The organism is Leisingera sp. S132, from assembly GCF_025144465.1.
In the GTDB taxonomy this organism is placed as follows: domain Bacteria; phylum Pseudomonadota; class Alphaproteobacteria; order Rhodobacterales; family Rhodobacteraceae; genus Leisingera.
The window spans coordinates 283530-302819 of record NZ_CP083553.1 but is presented as its reverse complement, the minus strand read 5'-3'; the positions used below and the strand labels follow the sequence as shown (position 1 = coordinate 302819).

Below are 19290 nucleotides of genomic sequence, written 5' to 3'. Positions count from 1 at the left end.
CTTGCGCCTTGTCTCTGGTGCGGCTGGCTTTTGCAGTAAGGAGCTCTGCCAGCGGTCCACGGCAGCAAAACGATCCTGCGGCAGCCAAGTCTGCTGAGGCTACCGGCAAGACAGTTAACAACAGGCCGCAGGCCGTCTGATATCGCAAAAAACGGAGCGTAAGCCCGGCGGCCTGACAGGTCCGGTGATCCGCTGCCCCCGCCCGAATACCGGTTCACTGCAATCTACTGTTCCCGTCCCACGGCAACAGTTCTGGCCCCAGTTTTGGGTTCAAGGAATAGCCAGGAACAAGTTTTCTCCATCGCTGCCGCGCAGCAAAACGCGAGGACTCCTGCCATCGCCCCAAAAAATCGGCCACACATCCCAACTGGAAATGTAACGCCGTTTGGTCTCCTCAATCCGATTGGGGCAACCTGCAGCTTAGTGGCTTTGAAGGATGAGAAACATCAGGCATGTGACCCAGGGGTGGGTGCAAGGTCAGCATTACAGTTAGGTTCCGCCTGTGTTCCCACATCGGAGAGCCGAGGCAATATTTCCGCTGCGGCTCTCTCAATGGATAATCAGGAAGTTGCCATGTGGTCGCGCAGAGCTTCAGCCAGCGGCGGAGCCGAGGCGGGGCTTTGGCCGGTCATCAGCATGCCATCAACAACGACATTTGCTTCCCAGTTTGCCTTGCTGATGTAATTTGCACCACGGCCCTTTAGTTCGTCCTCAAGTGAGAACAGCAGGTGATGCAGCAGCTCGATCTCTGTGTCTTCGGCGTTTTTGAAACCCGTCAAGCTGACACCGTCGACCAAATACTTGCCGTCTGACGTTTTGACGTCCCGGAGCAAAGCCGGCGCGTGGCAAACCATCGCAACAGGCCGGTTGGTCTCGTAGAAGTCCCGGATCATCTTGACGACATAGGAATCCGAGGCCAGATCCCAAAGAAGACCGTAACCGCCGGGGAAAAACACCGCGTCGAAAGTGTCATAGTTGATTTCACGCAGCTTTATGGTGTTTCGCGCCGCAAACATAGCAACCGGGTCCTTGAGGAAGCGCCCGGTGTGCTCGGTGGTAAAAGGCTCCTTCATGCTGAGCAGGTCAATCGGGGCTTCACCGCCTTTAGGCGACGCGAAAACAACCTCGTAACCAGCTTCGGTCAGGATGTAGTAGGGGGCGGCAAGCTCGGTGAACCAGGTTCCTGTCTGTTTGCCGCTTATCCCCATTTGATCGACCGATGACATCACGAGCAGAACACGCTTTTGCTTGTTACCTGTTATGACCTCGCGGCCCTGTCTGGAATTTGCGCTGTCCGATGCCAGCGCAAATGAATTCATCAAGACAAGGCCTGCCGCGGCAGTTGCGGAACCCAGGAAGGTCCGGCGTGTAGTAGAGAGTTTCATAGCTTAAGCTCCAAAGTGAATACTATCTATCGTTAGGTAGATTAATATGTAGGCTGCTTGGAAGATGTCAATGCGCCCGGCTGCCAGAAAGTACCCTGTTCCGACGTCGAACCAGCTTCAGATCAAGGCCGGCATCGGATAGGCAGCTGATCTTCCCGATTCTGCCGGAGAGGCGGCTGCAGGTATTCGAACGCAGCGCAGGATTGCTCTACTATGCCATGGTTCTTCCCCTACTTTTCAAAGTCCCGGGCGCTGTATACCTATCGATTGATAGATAGACGTTGACAAGCCGGGGGTCTTTGCGGCTATCATGCAACCTATCGATAGATAGTCACGGGCGAAACCCTCAGCTGGCAATCGAAACTAAACGAATATGGAGACCAAGATGAGCGACGGAACACTCTACACGCGCCTCGGTGGCTATGATGCGATACGTGCGGTTGTCGACAACCTGCTTCCTCGGCTGCAAGCTGACGAGTTACTCGGGCGCTTCTGGCAAAATCGTGGTGCAGATGGAATTGCACGGGAAAAACAGTTGCTGGTTGATTTTCTGGCGAATGTTTCCGGCGGGCCAATGTACTATACTGGCCGCGGCATGGTTCGCGCACACAAAGGAATGGGAATTTCCGAGGCTGACTGGACTGTCTTTGTTGGACATCTGAAGGCGACCTTGAAAGCATTCAATCTGCCTGAGAAGGAATTCAACGACGTCGTCGGCTTTATCGAAAGCCTCAAAGAAGAAATTCTTGTTTGAAGGCTATCCGATACGGTCGGTATCCTGAACTCTGTACGCAAGGTGTGTCGCCTATAGGGTCTAGGTCGGCCTTGTTGCGCAAATCTGTTGAGGGTCGGCCTTGCCCTTTCCCGGAACGGACTTACTCTACGGGCCGCGTAACTGGTAGGCCAAGTGCCGTGTATCCGTTCAGCACGGCGATACGCACCTGGGCTCAGCGATCTGGCGCTCGAAGTCTCGAGCCATGAGGGATCGATTGCAAAACGACTAATAGTGAGTTGATGCTCCGAAACGACTCTGTTGCGCAAATCGGGTGATGGCCGAGGTTCCCCTTTCCCCGGACGGACTTATCCCACAGCGTCCGTGACAGGTTTGCCGAGCGCGGTGTATCCGTTCAGGACGGCGATGCGGACCTGGAGTTCCGCGACCTGACGGTCAAAGTCCCGCGCCATAAGGCGCTGCCCCAGCAACTTCACACAGTGCATCTTCGTCTCGACGCGGCTTCGGCGGTGGTATCCGCTCCATCGTCGCCAGAGCGCGCGGCCCAGGTATTTCGCCGCGCGCAGGGCCTCGTTTCGCGCCACGGCTCCGGCGGTGATGGCCTTCCATGGCTTTGCGTTCTTGCGTGGCGGGATGACGGCGTGGGCGCCACGGTCAGCAATGGCGTCGTGGCATTTTCCTGTATCGTAGGCGCCGTCAGCCGTGACACTGCCGATCTGCTGGTCCGCCGGGATCTGGTTGAGCAGGTCGGGTAAAACCGGTGCATCGCCAATGTGGCTCCCGGTGACCTCGACTGCGCGAACCTCCAGTGTTTCCTCGTCGATCCCAAGATGGATCTTGCGCCAGACGCGCCGTTTGGGTCCACCATGCTTGCGGGCGTGCCACTCGCCTTCGCCCTCGACCTTGATACCTGTGCTGTCCGCTGCCCGGCAGTGCATCACGCAGTGATGTCACGAGAGGGGATCAGCAGGTGCAGCGGCCCCTTGGAGCCGCGATACGGAATGTTCACAGCCAGGGTCTTCTGGCGCCGGGACAGGGTGCTGAAGTCGGGCACCGTCCAGTCGAGGCCAACCAGCCGCAGCAGGCTCTCTACGAAGCCGGTCGTCTGCCGGAGCGCCATGCCGAACAACACCTTCATGGAAAGGCAGGTCTGGATGGCGGCATCGCTGCAGGTCTGCTGCCGGCCACGTCTGCCAGTCGGCGCGGCCTCCCAGCTCATATCGGGGTCGAACCAGATCGTCAGCGAGCCCCGGCGCTTGAGCGCTTCATTGTAGGCTGGCCAGTTCCTGGTCTTGTAGGACGGGGGTGTAGGTCTGCTCATACATCTCAGCTACCACGCTGGATTCATGAGATGAATCCTACACGGGATTTGCGCAACAGAGCCAGTCTTTGCCGAAACCGATTTGGAGAGGGTATTTTCTTACAGCATTTCATATGTCGAGTATTCGCATCCCTCCAGCCAGATCACCCAACAGGCATGACCGCCTTGTCCCGCGTCTGGATTGTCGGCGAGGGCTGCGGCGAACGTGCGGTCTCGGTTCGGGTCAAATCGACACCCGCGAACGACCGCTTCGACGACATGCGCTGCATCGCAACCATGGGCGCGCTGCGTGCGCGAATGGATGCTGCGTCAGCAATGGCCAAAATTCCAATGTCGGGTTTGTCCGCCTCCCGTTCGTTCGATGATGGTTAGCGGCTGCACGTGCGGCGAAGGTCTGTTCCTGCCATCGCTCATGCAGCATGGGATCGCCGCCCGACTGCCAGCCCCCGAGACTTTGCAAAGCCCGCTTCCTGCGCTTTGCTGACCCTGTTCCAGCTGGCGGTATAAGAACAAGTGCTTGCGCCCTGCTGAAGGTCCGCTTGCGCTGGAAGGCTTGAAAAAGCTCGCACATGCAGCGATCGGCGCCAAGCATGTCAACTTAACGGCAAGTTTGGACTGACTGCCGTCTTGGAGCAGGCTGATGTGAAACTCTATCTTTTCACTGTTGCAGAAAGCGGCGGCTGCCCCCATCGCCGTGCATGAAGCTACCTGGCCCCCGAATATGCAGGCACAGCAAAACGAAAGAGCCTGTGCTCTGTTTCCGCAATGCATTCGGCCTCGGCCTCAATGCCCCAACCCAGATATAGAAAAGGCGCCCGCCGGGCGCCCTATATGTAGATCCTGGTGAGAACTCGTGCCGAAACGGTGGGAACTCGATCAAGATTTACACACACAAACTCAGTGGGTCCAGGGACCGCGGCGGCTGGTGGCGAAGTTTTCGCCGTAACCGCCTGCGCGGATGTTGGCCTTGCGCACCTTGGGTTCGACAACCACCGCATCGATGCCGTGATCTTCGGCATATTCAACCGCGGCCTCCTTGCTGTCGAACCGCAACTTCACCTGCGCCTGGGTGTCGGAGGAGGAGGTCCAGCCCATCAGCGGATCCACTTCCCGGGCCGAGGCCGGCGCAAACTCCAGCACCCATTTCCGCGTCTTGGCCATGCCGGATGTCATGGCGTTGCGTGCCGGCCGGTAAATCCGCGCTTGCATGGGCTGTCTCCCGCTCCTGAGTCTCAAATCCAGCGCTTTTATGCGCCGGATGCGGGCCTGCGGCAAGGTGGCATTTTGAACAGGGTTATCCGGGGTTTGCAGCGCCGCCACAGGCTGTGCGCGCTAATGCTCCCAGATATGATTGCCGCGCGGCCAGGAAATCCATCAGCCTCTCCGGGTAACCCTCCGGAGGTGCCTGCCGCACCGACGGCCGGGCCGCAACTGCCGCGCGCCAGTCCGCCAACCGGCCCTGCGCGGGCATCAGCCCAAAATCCCCGATGGCATCAAAGGTGTCGAAATACCGGAAGATGGTGCCCCAGACCCCGTCCACCATGTGAAACCCAGTTCCCGCAAAGAACACCCCTGCCACCTCCGGCGCGATCCGCTCCAGCCGTTCGCGCAGGGTGTCCGCGGCGGCGTCGAACGCCGTCTCGTCCGGCGCATTGTACAGCTTGCCGATGGCCGCCAGCGTGTCCGAGCCGAATTCAATCCAGGCCCGGTGCCGCGCCCGCTCCAGCGGGTCCTCGGGATGCAACGAGCCAGGCGTGGTCTCATCCAGGTATTCCGCAATCACCTGGCTTTCAAACAGCACCCGCCCGCCGGTCTCCAGCAGCGGCACCCGGCCCGTCGGCGACAACGCCCGGAACCAGCCCGGTTTGTCCGCAAGGTCGATATAGGTGCGCCGGTGCGGAATGGATTTCTCGCTCAGCACAATCACCGCCCGTTGCACATAGGGGCACAGGTGGTGGCTGATCAGATGCAGGTCGCTCATGGGTTCCTCCATTTAGATGCAATTGCATGTATATTACATGAGCAGCCGCTCTTGAATGTCAATGCACTTGCATTTAAATTTCCGCCATGACCCAACCCGATCCCTTTGCCGTCTGGCTGCCGCTCGCCCGCGCCCATAAATCCATTCTGGCTTTGGTGGAGGCTGCGCTGAAGCAGGCAGACCTGCCCGGCCTCGACTGGTACGACCTGCTGTGGGAGCTGGAATGCGCAGGCGATGCGGGCTTGCGCCCTTACGAGCTGCAGGAAAAACTGCTGTTGCCGCAATACGGCGTCTCCCGGCTGGCGGACCGGCTGGCCAGGGCCGGATACCTCACCCGGCAGGACTGCAGCGGTGACGGCCGCGGACAGGTGCTGCTGATCACTCCCGAGGGCGCCAGGACCCGCGCGCAGATATGGACGGTTTACTCGGACACCATGCAGCAAGCCGTCACCCCGCATTTCAGCCGGGGTGAGGCGCGGCGGCTGTCAGAACTGCTGGGAAAGCTCCTGCGCCCCGCGTCTGCCGGCAAAATCTGACACCATATTCCGGATTGCACCCCCCGCCCCCTTGCACCGGAACAAAAACAGACCAAAATCGGCCCCAGCCGCCAACGGAGTCGCCTGATGCCCTATGCCCATTCCGACAAGACCATGCCGATGATGACCCAGCGCGCGCCGCAGCAGCGGCCCAAGCTGGAGGGCGGCAAGCAGTTTGTCATGAACACCACCTTTGATCCGGCCGGCGATCAGCCCACCGCGATCAGGGAACTGTCCCAGGGCGTCTTGGACGGCGAGCGCAACCAGGTCCTTCTGGGCGCCACCGGCACCGGCAAGACCTTCACCATGGCCAAGGTGATCGAGGAAACCCAGCGCCCGGCGATCATCCTCGCCCCCAACAAGACGCTGGCGGCGCAATTATACGGCGAATTCAAGGGCTTCTTCCCGGAGAACTCGGTCGAATACTTCGTCTCCTTCTACGACTATTACCAGCCGGAGGCCTATGTGCCGCGCTCCGACACCTATATCGAGAAGGAATCCCAGATCAACGAGCAGATCGACCGGATGCGCCACTCCGCCACCCGCGCCCTGCTCGAACGCGACGACGTCATCATCATCGCGTCTGTTAGCTGCATCTACGGCATCGGCTCGGTCGAGACCTACTCCGCCATGACCCAGGATCTGAAGGCGGGCGAAATGTACGACCAGCGCCAGATCATGGCCGACCTCGTCGCCCAGCAATACAAACGTAACGACCAGGCCTTCCAGCGCGGCTCCTTCCGGGTCCGCGGCGACACGCTGGAAATCTTCCCCGCCCACCTCGAAGACCGCGCCTGGAAACTCTCCTTCTTCGGCGAGGAGCTGGAGGCGATCACCGAGTTCGACCCGCTGACCGGCGAGAAAACCGGCACCTTCGACCAGATCCGCGTCTATGCGAACTCCCACTACGTGACGCCCAAGCCGACCCTCAACCAGGCGATCATCTCCATCAAACAGGAGCTGAAGATGCGGCTGGCCCAGCTGGAGGGCGAAGGCAAGCTGCTGGAAGCGCAGCGGCTGGAACAGCGCTGCAATTTCGACCTCGAAATGCTGGAGGCGACCGGCCACTGCAACGGCATCGAGAACTATTCCCGCTACCTCACGGGCCGCGCCCCGGGCGAGCCGCCCCCGACCCTCTTTGAATTCATCCCCGACAACGCCATCGTGTTCGCGGACGAAAGCCACGTCTCCGTCCCGCAGATCGGCGGCATGTACAAGGGCGACCACCGGCGCAAGTTCACCCTCGCCGAACACGGCTTCCGCCTGCCCTCCTGCATGGACAACAGACCCCTTAAGTTCGAGGAATGGGACGCCATGCGCCCGCAGTCGGTCTTTGTCTCCGCCACCCCCGCGGGCTGGGAGCTGGACCAGTCCGGCGGCGTCTTCACCGAGCAGGTGATCCGCCCCACCGGCCTTTTGGACCCGCAGGTCGAAATCCGCCCCGTCGGCATGCAGGTGGACGACCTGCTGGACGAAATCCGCAAAGTCACCGCCAACGGCTTCCGCACCCTGGTCACAACCCTCACCAAACGCATGGCCGAGGACCTGACCGAATACCTGCACGAACAGGGCATCAAGGTCCGCTACATGCACTCCGACATCGACACGCTGGAACGCATCGAGATCCTGCGCGACCTGCGCCTCGGCGCCTTTGACGTGCTCATCGGCATCAACCTCCTGCGCGAGGGACTCGACATCCCCGAATGCGGCCTGGTCGCCATTCTGGACGCCGACAAGGAAGGCTTCCTGCGCTCCGAGACCTCGCTGATCCAGACCATCGGCCGCGCCGCCCGCAACGCCGACGGCCGCGTCATCATGTATGCCGACAAGATCACCGGCTCGATGGAGCGCGCCCTGGGCGAGACCAACCGCCGCCGCGAAAAGCAGATCGCCTACAACCTCGAGCACGGCATCACGCCGGAAACGGTCAAGAAAAACGTCGAGGATGTTCTGGCCGGCCTTTACGAGGGCGATGTGGACATGAACCGCGTCACCGCCCAGATCGACAAGCCGATGCACGGCGCCAACCTGGAGGCGCATCTGAACGGCCTGCGCGACCAGATGCGCAAGGCCGCAGAGAACCTGGAGTTCGAAGAAGCCGCCCGCCTGCGCGACGAGGTCAAAAGGTTGGAGGCGGTGGACCTCGCGATCTCCGACGACCCGCTGGCCCGGCAATCGGCGGTGGAGGCAGCGTCGGAAGCGGCGGTCAAGTCGCGGGGGCGGTCAACGGCTGGGAAGGCCGGGACAAGGGCATACCGGGGCAAGTCGCAGAAGAAGTTTTCGTAGGGCGGGTAGCCTGCCCGCCTCGTCCGCTACTCCAAGAAGTCAGAGAATGCGTCACTAATAACGCGGTCGACTTGCCGAATTTCAGCCAAGGTGCTCCGACAAGGACAACTGGCCCTAAAATCAGTCGAAATACGCGAGGGATTGCTCTGCAGCTTGAAGGCGCAGCCCTTAGGTGTTTGATCCCATGGTTTGATGGTGCGATCTGTTCTTTGGAATGGAAGGAAACACTATTGGACAAGTTCGTCACGGGAGCGCCACGCACTGTCACCCGGCAGGCGATTTGCATGGCAAATCTGCCGAGAGGGCACGCACGCTGTCAGAGCAGCAATACAGCGATCGCAAGCTTCGATCGCGGCGCTGAGCAAGGAACTCGGGGGCAACCCGAAGACTGTTGCCAAATGGCGAAAGCGCGAGACCGTTGAGGATCGCAAAACAGGGCCGAAAGAGCCTCGCTCAACCCTTCTTAGTCAAGCCGAGGAGGCCATGATCGTCGCATTCCGGCGGCATACGCTACTGCCGTTGGATGATTGCCTCTATGCGCTCCAGCCCTCGATCCCGCATCTGACGCGGTCAGCGCTGCACCACTGCCTTCAGCGGCATGGCATCTCGCGCTTGCCGGATGTCGAGGGCGACAAGCCTAAGCGGCAGAAGTTCAAGCGCTACCCCATCGGCTTTTTCATTTCGATATTGCCGAGGTGCAGACTGCGGAGGGCAAGCTGTATCTTTTCGTCGGCATTGACCGGACCAGCAAGCTTGCAGTCACCCACCTCGTCGACAAGGCAGATCGCAAGACCGCCTGGGAGTTTCTCGAACATTTGCTCAAGGCGGTCCCTTATCGCATCCATACGATCCTGACTGATAATGGTATTCGGTTCGCCGAACAGCCCCGAAACCCGAGCAGAGTATACTCCCGGCAGATGCGCTTCGAAATGATCTGTGAGGCCAACGGGATCGAGCATCGCCTGACCAAACCGAACCATCCGTGGACCAATGGCCAAGTCGAGTGGATGAACCGCACGATCAAAGAGGCGACAGTGAAGCGATACCACTACGACAGCCACGACCAGTTACGAACACATCTCGGCGACTTCATGTCCGCCTACAACTTTGCCCGCAGACTCAAAACTCTCAGCGGCCTCACGCCCTACGAATACATCTGCAAAATCTGGACTTCAGAGCCAGATCGATTCAGCATCGATCCGATCCATCAGATGCCGGGACTGAACACCTAGTATCGATCCATAATTGAGATCTGCGCCCATCTGGCGCGCGGCTAGGGAGGGGTGAGGGCACAGCTTTTCCGCCGTGCGTCGACCACCCCGGAATTCCCCCTTGCTGCGGGCTGCGTGTCTCTTGACCCTTGCGCGGAAACCCGTAGTGTCCGGCACAACTTTTAAGGGTTTTATTTGATGAACGCATTTGTGCAGGACGCCCGGCTGGGGCGGCTGACAACCGTTTTGGGGCCGGAAGCGCTGGTGCTGATGCGCTTTGACGGGACCGAGGCGCTGAATGGGCTGTTTGACTATTCGGTCGAGGCGCTGGCCACGCGGGATGATCTCGATTTCGATGCGCTCCTGGGCACCCATGCCACGGTCACGATCGCAGGCGCCGAAGGCCCGGCGCTGTTTGACGGCATCATCACCGAGGCCCGCTGGAAAGGCCCGGGCGAAAACGGCTGGCGCTATGATCTGCGGCTCAGGCCCTGGTTCTGGCTCGCGGGTAAACGGCGCAACCAGCGGATCTTTCATAACAAAACCGTGGTAGAGATCCTGCAGGAGCTGCTGGCGGACTACGGCCATCTGGGCAACCCGCATCTGGAGATTGCCCTGAGCAACGACTATCCGGAGCTGGAGTACACGGTGCAATACCGCGAAAGCGACCTGGATTTCGCCCGCCGCCTGATGGAGCGTTTCGGGATCTCCTTCCACATACGCCACCAGGAGGCCAGCCACACGCTGGTGCTGACGGATGATGTGCTGAACCACGCCGAAATCCCGGCCCGCCCCTATTACGGCGCGGCGCAGAACCAGGGTGCCCAAGGCGAGCATTTCTGGGCCTGGGGGCCCGAGCGGCGGCTGACGACGGGGGCAACCCGGCTCACCGATTACAACTTCAAGACTCCGATGGCAGCGATGGAAAGCGACCGCATCGGCGATGCGCAATATGCCGAAGGCCAGCTGGAAGCCTATGATTATCCCGGCGGTTACCTGGACCTGGGGCGGGGCAAGACGGTGGCGCAGCTGCGCTGCGAAGAGGAGCGCGGCCATGACGCCCGCCAGTTCGCCAGCGGCGACATCACCGGCTTGCGGCCGGGCGGCGTGGTGCCGCTGGCGGGCGGCGATGCGGTGCCGGGGGATGGCGCCAAACACCTCTGCCTCTGGGCGCGCTATTCCTTTGTCAGCCAAAGCTACGGCTCCAACCGCGAGGGTGTGTCCGCCACCCGCCCCTTAACCGCCGATTACCGGCTGATGCCGCTGACCGCGCCGATGGTGCCGCCGCGGGTGACGCCCCTGCCGGTGGTGCAGGGGCCGCAGACCGCGGTGGTTGTCGGCGACGGCGAGATCGACTGCGACGAGCACGGCCGCATTCTGGTGCATTTCCACTGGGACCTGGAGAAGGCGTATTCGATGCGCTGCCGGGTCAGCCAGAACTGGGCCAGCCAGGGCTGGGGCGGCATGGTCATCCCGCGCATTGGCATGGAAGTGGTGGTCGAGTTCCTGGAAGGCGACCCCGACAAGCCGCTGGTCACCGGCTGCGTCTACAACGGCCGCAACAAGCCGCCCTACCCGCTGCCGCAGCACAAGACCAAATCCGTGTTCAAGACGGATACCCACAAGGGCAGCGGCTTCAACGAGCTGACCTTCGAGGACGAGCGGGATCAGGAAAAGATCTATATGCACGGCCAGAAGGACCAGGAGATTGTCATCGAGAATGACCGCTCCAAGACCATCGGCCGCGATGAGAACAATGCCATCGGGCGTGACCGGACCCAAAGCGTCGGCCAGGACGAAACCCTGTCGGTGGGCCGCGACCAGCGCGAAACCGTGGGCCAGGACGTACTCTACAAGGTCGGCCGCAACCAGCAGGAGGAATACGGCAAGGACCATGTGCATGTGGTGGGCAATATCCACAAGCAGGACATCTATGCCGACCATCTGGTGCAGATCGGCCGCAACCACGAGGAAACGGTGTTCGGGAAATCCACCCTCAACGTGACCGAAGCGATCACCAACAACACCCGCAGCCATACGCTGATGGCTTTTGAGACGTTCACCATCAAGGGCCCGGGCGGCAAGATCACCATCGATGCGGGCGGGATCACGCTGGAGGCTGCCAGCATCAATCTGAAAGGCGCGGTCAGCATGGGCGGCAGCGGCGGCGCCCAGGTGCCCACGCTGCAGAACGCCGCCCGCGACGGCCTGCCGCTGGTCGAAGAATGCGTTCAGCAGAAGGATTGACCTGAATGGTGCGCCTGACCCTCGCAGTGCCGCAGGAGACGGTTCCATGCAACCGGTAGCCCGGATCGGCGACACCCACGCCTGCCCCAGATGCCGCAGCTGCCGGATCGTCAGCGGCGGCAGCGCCACCGTTGACGGCCGCCCGGTCGCGCGCGTGGGCGACAAGACCAGCTGCGGCGCGGTGATCGTGGCCGGGTCGTCCATGTCAAAAGACGGCGGCCGCCCCATCGCCTATACCGGCTCCCCAACCTCCGTCGGCGGCACCATCACCACAGGATCGCCAAACCACAAGGTCATGCCGTGAGGGGCCCCGCTCTCTGCACCGTATCCAGCACCTTGATGAACCCGCTTGGAAGCTTGCAATGACCGGATGTAATTCTCGCCATGCTGGCAACATTTGCAGAATGGAGGCGCGGAAGAAAAACGGGAGCTGGTTCGTGCCTGCAATTGATGCTCATTGCAGAAGACCCGGTTCCGACCGCTGCGGCTTAGGGTCAGGAGCCATTGATTTCCGGTGGATGGCGTGATGCGCCCAAAGATTACGGCCCGCACAAGACCTTGTACAATCGTTGGAAGCGGTGGAGCGAAAAAGGCATCTTTGCCCGGATGATGACCGGTCTGGCTGCTGAACACGGTGAGGAAAAGACCGTGATGATCGACGCAACTTACCTGAAAGCACACCGCACGGCCTCCAGTCTTGGGGTTGAAAAGGGGGGCGCGGGCGCCTGATCGGGCGCACTAAGGGCGGCATGAACACTAAGCTGCACGCAATCTGTGACAGCCAAGGGCGTCCACTGAACTGAACCGCACCGGGTTTGCCGGAGGCTGATTTCAGTTAGTTACGCGGCAATATCCTCAGTTTCCAGAGCGGCGTAGAAATTGGCCTCTGCTTCTGCCGGCGGAATGTTCCCGATAGGCTCAAGCAGACGGCGGTTGTTGAACCAATCCACCCATTCGAGCGTTGCGTATTCCACCGCCTCGCAGTTGCGCCAAGGGCCCCGGCGGTGGATGACCTCGGCTTTGAACAAGCCGTTGATCGTCTCGGCCAGGGCGTTCTGCGCATTCAAATGATCCCCCGGATCATTTGATCCTCTGCGCGGAGCTGCTTGAACTCATAGCTGTCCCCGACGCTGCCGACAGAGGGCTCGATACCAGCTTCTCCCAACCGCTCTGAGTATTTGATCGATAGGTATTGGCTGCCGCGATCTGAGTGGTGAACAAGCCCCATCGCCTTCGTCGGCCGCCGCTCATGAACAGCCTGCTCCAGCGCATCGAGAACGAACCCGGCATGCGCCGAGGTGCTGACACGCCAGCCGACGATCTTGCGGGCATAGGCATCAATAACGAAGGCGACATAGGCAAACCCTTTCCAGGTGGCGACATAGGTGAAATCGCTGACCCAGAGCATATTTGGAGCAGGCACACGGAATTGCCGGTTCACTTTATCCAGCGGGCATGGGGCCTTCTTGTCGGGCACCGTGGTTTTGTGCGGCTTGCCCCGGATGATACCTTGAATGCCCATGCTCTTCATCAGCCGGGCGACCGTGCAGCGGGCGACATCGAAACCTTCCCGTTGCAATTGCCGCCAGACCTTCCGCACGCCATAGACCTGCCAGTTCTCTTCGAAAACACGCAGGATCTCGGGCCGCAATGCCGCGTCACGCCGGGCACGGTCTGACAACCGGGCCGGATCAGCCCGCTTCGCCAGGTGCTCGTAATACGTGGAAGGGGCAATCGGCAGGACAGTGCAGATCGGCTCGACCCCATGCTCACTGCGATGCATGTCCCCTCTCATCGATACTGCGTATCGACTGCCGGGCAGCGGATAAAGGACACCATCACTTCGACCGGCGGTCGAGCTCCGCCATCGCAAAATACGCCGATGCCTTGCGGAGGATCTCGTTCGCCTGGCGCAGCTCGCGGTTCTCCCGCTCAAGCGCCTTCGTTTGGGCCTTCAAATGATCCCCCGGATCATGTGATCGCTGCGCGAACGACCCGCACTGTCGGCGACATCGGTGGGAACACCCGCCCGCTTGCCGCTGTCGACTTCTGCCTTCTTCACCCACTCATTCAACGTATGCGCCGAACAGCCAATCTTCGCGGATATTGACATGATCGCCTGCCAGCGGGAACTGTGCTGGCCCTGGTTGTCCAGCACCAGACGCACCGCACGCTCGCGGACCTCAGGGGAATACTTGTTTGTTGTCTTGCTCATTGTGGCTTCATCCTACTCAGGAGTTGAAGCCTCCGGCAAACCCGGTGCGGTTCACTTACCCTCCGGGCGTTGAAGCTTTCACAGTATCCGTTCTCCCAGGGTGAGCCGGGTTCGATGTAAGCCGTCTTTGCACCGACGGCTTTGATCCAGTCCTGCACGGCCTGCGCAACGAACTCCGGGCCATAGCACGTCGGGAAGATTGGCCGCTGAGAGGTTATGGCCGCGCGCGCAGCCCTCAAACCGCGCAGCGGGTGGCCATAACCGGGTCTCAGGTCTCAACAGTGGTTTTGCGTAGACCACACCGCTGAGGAGACCGGCTATGACCTGCCAACCTGAATCTCGCAGCAGCACGGCAACGCGCCGGTAGCCGTAGCTGCCGTATTGCCTGGCCAGCTCGGTCATGTCGGCAACCAGCCGTTCCTCGTCTTCCCGGCCCCTTGGACGATGCCGCTGCGTCGAGCGATGCTGCCCGAGCACGCGGCAGATCCGACGCTCTGATACCTTCATCTCGCTATGGATCAGCTCGATGCAGGCTCGGCGACGAGCGGGGCTCAGAAGTTTCCCCGTGCGGCTTCCTTCAGGATGAGCTTGTCCAGCGTCAGGTCCGACACGGCCTTTCTCAGCCGCTCGTTCTCTTTCTGGAGACGCTTGAGTTCCTTCAGTTGGTCGGTTCCCATCCCGCCATACTGCTTGCGCCAGCGGTAGTAGGTTTGCTCCGTGATGCGAACCTCCCGGACCGCATCAACACGTGCCATACCTTGCCCGACAAGCACGTCAACCTGCCGCAGCTTCTGAACTATTTCCTCTGGCTTGTGCCGCTTGTTCGCCATTCTCTGTCCTCCGTTTCCTAAACATAACGGTGGACCAGTTCAGATGGGGCATTCCAACAGTCGGCAATATCGTCAATATTTTTTCAGAAATATTTTTTCCAAAACTGTGGAGCGGAAAGCCAGCACTCCCACGCTGGCTGAAAGCGGCAGACGCTTGAACCTCCCGGCTTGCTCCTGTGGTTTATGAAGTGGCTGATTTGCACCCTGTCTTGGAACATTTTTTAGCGCTGCTAAACCAAGCGTGTTCAAAGCGCTTTGAGAGATGCCCGGGCCGAGGCAGAAGGCCTCCTGCACGCCTTGCCGGCCCTTGGCTTTGGCAGAACACAATGAAGGTGGGAATGTCTTCGCACGAAATCCGTCATCGATCCCCATGAACCAACTGGCGTATTCATATCGTGTCACAACCAGCTGACCCTACCCCACGCAGCTCAAATCTAAAATCACTCATAAGTTGTGCAAACACATCAAAAGTGCCGCGCTGGATGCGCAGGTATACCGGGGTAGGATACTTTGGAGTAATTACGATTTTCTAGGCGGCGAGGACGGCAGAGCTGGCCCCGTTTTTGATCAATTGAATAAGGTCCCGTGCTCATTTGGCCGCACTCATGGCGGTCACTGTCGACCCGAATTACCATCAAGCTGGATTACCTGGATGGCAAAAGCTGAACTTCATACAGCTGGGATCAAGCGACAGATAGCGGGACAAAACCGACCTTGGATTTTGACACTTCGCTGACGCAGCATCCCTTCGCGGTTGCGGCAGGCCTACCGCCGCAACGCAGCAAATTTCACCGAACCGGACGCTCGCGGGCGTCAGGGTGGCGTGAACCGAAACCGTAAATTCGCCGCAGCTCCATCGGACAACTCAGACGCGGGACAAAGTGAATTTTCGCTGCAAACTGCCTCGATGACGGGAAACTGCACTTTTGTCTACAGCAACCCACTAGAAGAGCAGGAAACGGATGTTCGCTGCATTGAGCAGTAACGGCAGCTTCGACTAACCGCGCTGCAGCGTTGTTAGCTTTCAGCAAACCGCAGAAATCCGAGCGACAGTCAGTGGGTAATCTCAGATAAGCACAACTGCGGTGCCCACAGAAATCAGAACGAAAACGCAAAAGCCCCAAAAAAGCAGCATTTTCGATCTGCGTGAGACGAGCGGCTTGTTCAGAGGCAACAGCGGACGTCGTTCCATTTTCCTTTTACCTTGTTTCAGCATTAGCCACGCACTTCGTCGGGCCTTTTGATCCGGAGTGAACGACGATACCACCCAAAGTGATAAAGGCTATCGCGGCGAAGACTTCCCAGCCTGGTTGGCCTAAGCCAAGTACAAGCATGAGTATGGTGGAGAATACCGGAGCTGAGTATCCCAGGACACCAAGCAGAGCAGCGTGACCTTGGCGCATTCCCAGATCCCAGAGAAAGAACGCACCTCCGGCAGGGCCCAAACCCAGCGCGGCGATGACCCAAACATCTGAGGCGGTCAGCGCCGGCAGGTTCGCACCCTTTGTCATCCACCAAAGCCCGCAAATCAGAGACGACGCAAAGCAGATTGTCGTCATAGCAGAGATAGCGTCTGACTGATCATGGCGGCGCAGGTTTGAGAACAGCGCCCAGAGAATTGCTCCAACAAAGGCAAGACCGTAGCCGAGTATCTCAGATAGCTGGAGTGCAAATCCATCTTTGCCGATCAGGATGGCGTTGTTGCACAAATCGTTTGAGGGATTCACTGTATGAATCCAGCCTGATAGCTGGGTGGTATGAGCAGTTGGGCGTCCACGAAGTACAAGACCACGAACTGGTCGGCTTACAATGAAGCATTGCGGCAGCGTGGATCGCTGACGATCTGGTTTGATCCAGGCATGGAGTGGAAGCCTCCGCCGACCGGGAAGCGTGGGAGGCATCCGAGTTTCAGCGATGCGGCGATCCAGACGTGCCTGACAATGAAGGTGCTGTTCGGAATGCCGTTGAGGCAGACCACGGGGTTCGTGCAGAGCCTGCTGCAGCTGGTCGGGCTTGATTGGACAGTGCCGGACTTCAGCACGCTCTGTCGTCGCCAGCGAACATTGAACGTAGCCATCCCCTATCGTGGCGGCGCGGGCCCGTTGAACCTGCTGATCGACAGCACCGGCATCAAGTCCGAGGGGGAAGGCGAATGGAATGCCCGCAAGCATGGTGGCCCCAAACGCCGCATCTGGCGTAAGATACATATCGGGATCGACGAGGAAACATTGGAGGTTCGAGCGGTCGAGGTCACCGGCAGCAACATCGGTGATGCTCCCATCCTGCCAGATCTCCTGGAACAGATCTCTGCGGACGAAGTGATCGGTTCAGTGACAGCTGATGGCGCTTACGACACCCGAAACTGTCACGAGGCAATCGCTGCCCGCGGCGCTGCCGCAGTCATCCCGCCCCGAAAGAACGCCAAGCCGTGGAAGCCAACGAGCCCCGGCGCCGCAGCCCGCAACGAAGCTTTGCGCGCCTCGAAATACTTGGGTCGCGCCCTCTGGCGGCGATGGAGCGGATACCACCGCCGAAGCCGCGTCGAGGCAAAAATGAACTGTATCAAGCTGCTTGGCCAATCCCTCATGGCGCGCGATTTCGAGCGTCAGGTTGCGGAACTGCAGGTCCGTATTGCCGTGCTCAACGGTTACACCGCACTAGGCACCCCTATCACAGTGACCGCAGAATAAGTCCGTCCGGGGAAAGGGGAACTCCGCTCAGACACAGATTTGCGCAACAACGCCCCACAGAGTGCAGGAAGCGCTGAGTTCGTGCAACTTAAAACGCTTTAAACCCAACGAGTTGCCGACATTTTTGTGAAGCCGCAACGCGCCTGACTGAGCGCCCTTTCTTCAACAGAAAAACGGCGCATGCCACGGTGTCGGTCTCTTTGGCCACGACAGCGCGGTCGCGATGTAGCTTTGGCGGCGCGGAACACATACTCAGCCGACTTCGTTGGCACGACTTTGCAAAGGACGCGATTTGCAGCAAAGCTGCCGTTCCTCGCTGTCTATGCTGCGTGAGCGGCGAACGGCGGCTCCGTCCCGCGTCCAGACCTCGTTTGGTCTTCCGGCTTTGCGCTAGCAGCGAATGGCGGCAATGCGGGCTGCGACCGCAGCATCATAATCGGTTGGCCAAAGGCAACAATGGGCCGGTTTGGTTAGCTATACCGCCAGCCAGCCCCTATTTTGCAATGTCCGGAAACGACATCCTCAATGACGGGTCCAAGCCGCCTCCATCACTTCACCCCGGGTTAGCATCCGGATGACATGCCGAAGGTTCAGCTCCGCACCGCTTCCGGCAATTTCCAACGCTTCGGCCACAGCCTCGACAGAGTCTTGCGTCAATCCACGCCGGCAGCCCTCACGGCGAGCAAAAGCGGCTAGTTCGGATACTGAAACTGGCGGAAGGCGGATGACCTCCAGGCGGCTCAGCAGAGGGGCTGGTAGAGTGACCAAGGTGTTGGAGGTCAGCACCCAGCTGATCCAGGACATGTCGAAACCCACCTGGTAAAAGGGGCACTGCCACAAAGTTGCAGAAGATGGCTCCAGGAGGGACAGCAGCCCCTCGGTCAGGCCGAAGCTGTTTCCTTTGGTGGAAGTTGCAACCCCGGCCTTTTCCACTTCGTCAACAACAACCACTGGGTTCGCAATCAGGTGCTTCAGGATCGTCATCAAAGGGCGCCCCGGCTGCGCGTTGGACCAGCCGCGCTGAGAGCCCACGATACCGAACGACGCTTGCTCCGCCGTCGCCTCCACACCACAGCGGGGCACGCCAAGTGCGTTGCTCAGCTGACGGGCCCACATGCTCTTTCCAATCCCCGGAGGACCGTCCAGCAGCACCGGAGGCAGGCGGAAGCCTGCATCCCCATTGCGGACTGAGCGCCGCATGGACTTCCAAAGAAGATCGGTCGCAGGCGCCATCCAGGGCATATCGGCGTGGATCCCGGCAGCGATTTCATCCGCCTGATGCTCTGTCCGGATCCGGATCAGCTCCACACCGTTGCGCAGAACCTCCAAGGCTCTCCGGTCGTCGAGCTTGAGGTGGGAGAGACCTGCGGCCGCAGCCCGCCGTTCCGCCAGCCGGTTTACCCGGCGGTCCACGCGGTCCTGACCTTCGCGCCCGAGACCAACCTGCATCAATTCGGTTTCCCAGCGAAGGCGGTCATCACGATCCTCAGGGTCCGGAGGCTCAATGCCTCGCTCGAGGGCGCGGCGCGTTTTCAGGAACCGTTCCAGGCGCTGCCGTATTGCACGCCGGTCTTTGTCGGCATTGTGGAACTCTGCTTCGATGAACTTGATCTTGGACATAGCTGGCCCTTTCCCGGCGCGCCGCGCCGTCTGGCCCCCGATTGCACACGGTGCGTTCGGGGAAATGATGGAAAGAACCTGGCCAGGTTTGAGCTTCAGTCCTGCTCAATACGGCCATTTCAGTCAACAGGTGGCGCTGATCTGCGGAGGGGAAACGGATCCCTTCAACATGCAGAAGGCAGAGATCACATAAGTCATTGTTTTAAAACAAAACCACCGGCCGAAGATCGGCCGA

13 protein-coding genes, 5 pseudogenes and 1 other annotated feature are annotated in these 19290 nt (G+C 60.0%); of the genes and pseudogenes, 9 read left to right on the top strand and 9 right to left on the bottom strand.

Translation table 11 applies throughout. From position 1 onward, the window contains the following. Nucleotides 1-560: 560 nt before the first annotated feature. The gene (locus K3725_RS01445) at nucleotides 561-1385 is read right to left on the bottom strand and encodes a type 1 glutamine amidotransferase domain-containing protein (protein WP_260006255.1); all 825 of its coding nucleotides are present in this window, start codon (nucleotides 1383-1385) and stop codon (nucleotides 561-563) included. Nucleotides 1386-1770: 385 nt separating this feature from the next. Here K3725_RS01445 and K3725_RS01440 point away from each other — a divergent pair, with 385 nt between their 5' ends. Continuing rightward, nucleotides 1771-2139, top strand: a complete 369-nt coding sequence (locus K3725_RS01440; RefSeq protein ID WP_260006256.1) for a group 1 truncated hemoglobin — start codon at nucleotides 1771-1773, stop codon at nucleotides 2137-2139. Between the two features lie 326 nt (nucleotides 2140-2465). Here K3725_RS01440 and K3725_RS01430 read toward each other — a convergent pair. Further along, nucleotides 2466-3439 (bottom strand): annotated as a pseudogene (locus K3725_RS01430) (IS5 family transposase). Nucleotides 3440-3595: 156 nt separating this feature from the next. Between K3725_RS01430 and K3725_RS01425 the strand changes: the two are divergent. Continuing rightward, nucleotides 3596-3811 carry a hypothetical protein gene (locus tag K3725_RS01425; RefSeq protein WP_260017118.1) on the top strand — a complete coding sequence of 72 codons (216 nt, stop codon included), beginning with the start codon at nucleotides 3596-3598 and terminating at the stop codon, nucleotides 3809-3811. A gap of 525 nt (nucleotides 3812-4336) precedes the next feature. On the opposite strand, the gene K3725_RS01420 is transcribed toward K3725_RS01425, so the two are convergent. Together K3725_RS01420 and K3725_RS01415 are read right to left on the bottom strand one after the other, a co-directional pair. Then, entirely contained in the window at nucleotides 4337-4648 is a 312-nt protein-coding gene (locus K3725_RS01420; protein ID WP_260017117.1) for an ETC complex I subunit, read from the bottom strand. A gap of 85 nt (nucleotides 4649-4733) precedes the next feature. Next, on the bottom strand, nucleotides 4734-5420 hold the full coding sequence (locus K3725_RS01415) for a glutathione S-transferase family protein (protein WP_260017116.1): 687 nt from the start codon (nucleotides 5418-5420) through the stop codon (nucleotides 4734-4736). 86 nt (nucleotides 5421-5506) lie between these two features. Between K3725_RS01415 and K3725_RS01410 the strand changes: the two genes are divergently transcribed. The 6 genes and pseudogenes from K3725_RS01410 to K3725_RS01385 form a co-directional block, all read left to right on the top strand. Continuing rightward, nucleotides 5507-5956, top strand: coding sequence for a MarR family winged helix-turn-helix transcriptional regulator (locus K3725_RS01410; protein WP_260017115.1), 450 nt, complete (start codon nucleotides 5507-5509; stop codon nucleotides 5954-5956). Nucleotides 5957-6043: 87 nt separating this feature from the next. After that, nucleotides 6044-8242, top strand: coding sequence for an excinuclease ABC subunit UvrB (uvrB, locus tag K3725_RS01405; RefSeq protein WP_260017114.1), 2199 nt, complete (start codon nucleotides 6044-6046; stop codon nucleotides 8240-8242). Between the two features lie 291 nt (nucleotides 8243-8533). Further along, nucleotides 8534-9474: pseudogene (locus tag K3725_RS01400) on the top strand (IS481 family transposase). Between the two features lie 177 nt (nucleotides 9475-9651). Beyond that, nucleotides 9652-11700 carry a type VI secretion system Vgr family protein gene (locus K3725_RS01395; RefSeq protein ID WP_260017113.1) on the top strand — a complete coding sequence of 683 codons (2049 nt, stop codon included), beginning with the start codon at nucleotides 9652-9654 and terminating at the stop codon, nucleotides 11698-11700. Nucleotides 11701-11746: 46 nt separating this feature from the next. After that, nucleotides 11747-12004, top strand: coding sequence for a PAAR domain-containing protein (locus tag K3725_RS01390; protein ID WP_260017112.1), 258 nt, complete (start codon nucleotides 11747-11749; stop codon nucleotides 12002-12004). A 215-nt stretch (nucleotides 12005-12219) separates the two neighbouring features. Beyond that, nucleotides 12220-12497 (top strand): annotated as a pseudogene (locus K3725_RS01385) (transposase); the annotation flags it as partial. Between the two features lie 42 nt (nucleotides 12498-12539). Here K3725_RS01385 and K3725_RS01380 read toward each other — a convergent pair. The 4 genes and pseudogenes from K3725_RS01380 to K3725_RS01360 all read right to left on the bottom strand — a co-directional run bounded on the left by K3725_RS01380 (nucleotide 12540) and on the right by K3725_RS01360 (nucleotide 16472). Further along, nucleotides 12540-13915: pseudogene (locus tag K3725_RS01380) on the bottom strand (IS3 family transposase). Continuing rightward, nucleotides 13427-13581, bottom strand: a sequence feature (AL1L pseudoknot). It overlaps the preceding pseudogene by 155 nt. 62 nt (nucleotides 13916-13977) lie before the next feature. Beyond that, a pseudogene (locus K3725_RS01370) lies at nucleotides 13978-14745 on the bottom strand (transposase); the annotation flags it as partial. A 72-nt stretch (nucleotides 14746-14817) separates the two neighbouring features. Continuing rightward, on the bottom strand, nucleotides 14818-15117 hold the full coding sequence (locus K3725_RS01365) for a hypothetical protein (RefSeq protein ID WP_260017111.1): 300 nt from the start codon (nucleotides 15115-15117) through the stop codon (nucleotides 14818-14820). Nucleotides 15118-15944: 827 nt separating this feature from the next. Further along, entirely contained in the window at nucleotides 15945-16472 is a 528-nt protein-coding gene (locus K3725_RS01360) for an EamA family transporter (protein ID WP_260017110.1), read from the bottom strand. Between the two features lie 30 nt (nucleotides 16473-16502). Here K3725_RS01360 and K3725_RS01355 point away from each other — a divergent pair, with 30 nt between their 5' ends. Then, the gene (locus K3725_RS01355) at nucleotides 16503-17435 is read left to right on the top strand and encodes an IS5 family transposase (protein ID WP_260016545.1); all 933 of its coding nucleotides are present in this window, start codon (nucleotides 16503-16505) and stop codon (nucleotides 17433-17435) included. A gap of 522 nt (nucleotides 17436-17957) precedes the next feature. On the opposite strand, the gene K3725_RS01350 is transcribed toward K3725_RS01355, so the two are convergent. Then, on the bottom strand, nucleotides 17958-19055 hold the full coding sequence (locus K3725_RS01350; protein ID WP_260017109.1) for an AAA family ATPase: 1098 nt from the start codon (nucleotides 19053-19055) through the stop codon (nucleotides 17958-17960). Nucleotides 19056-19290: the final 235 nt, after the last annotated feature.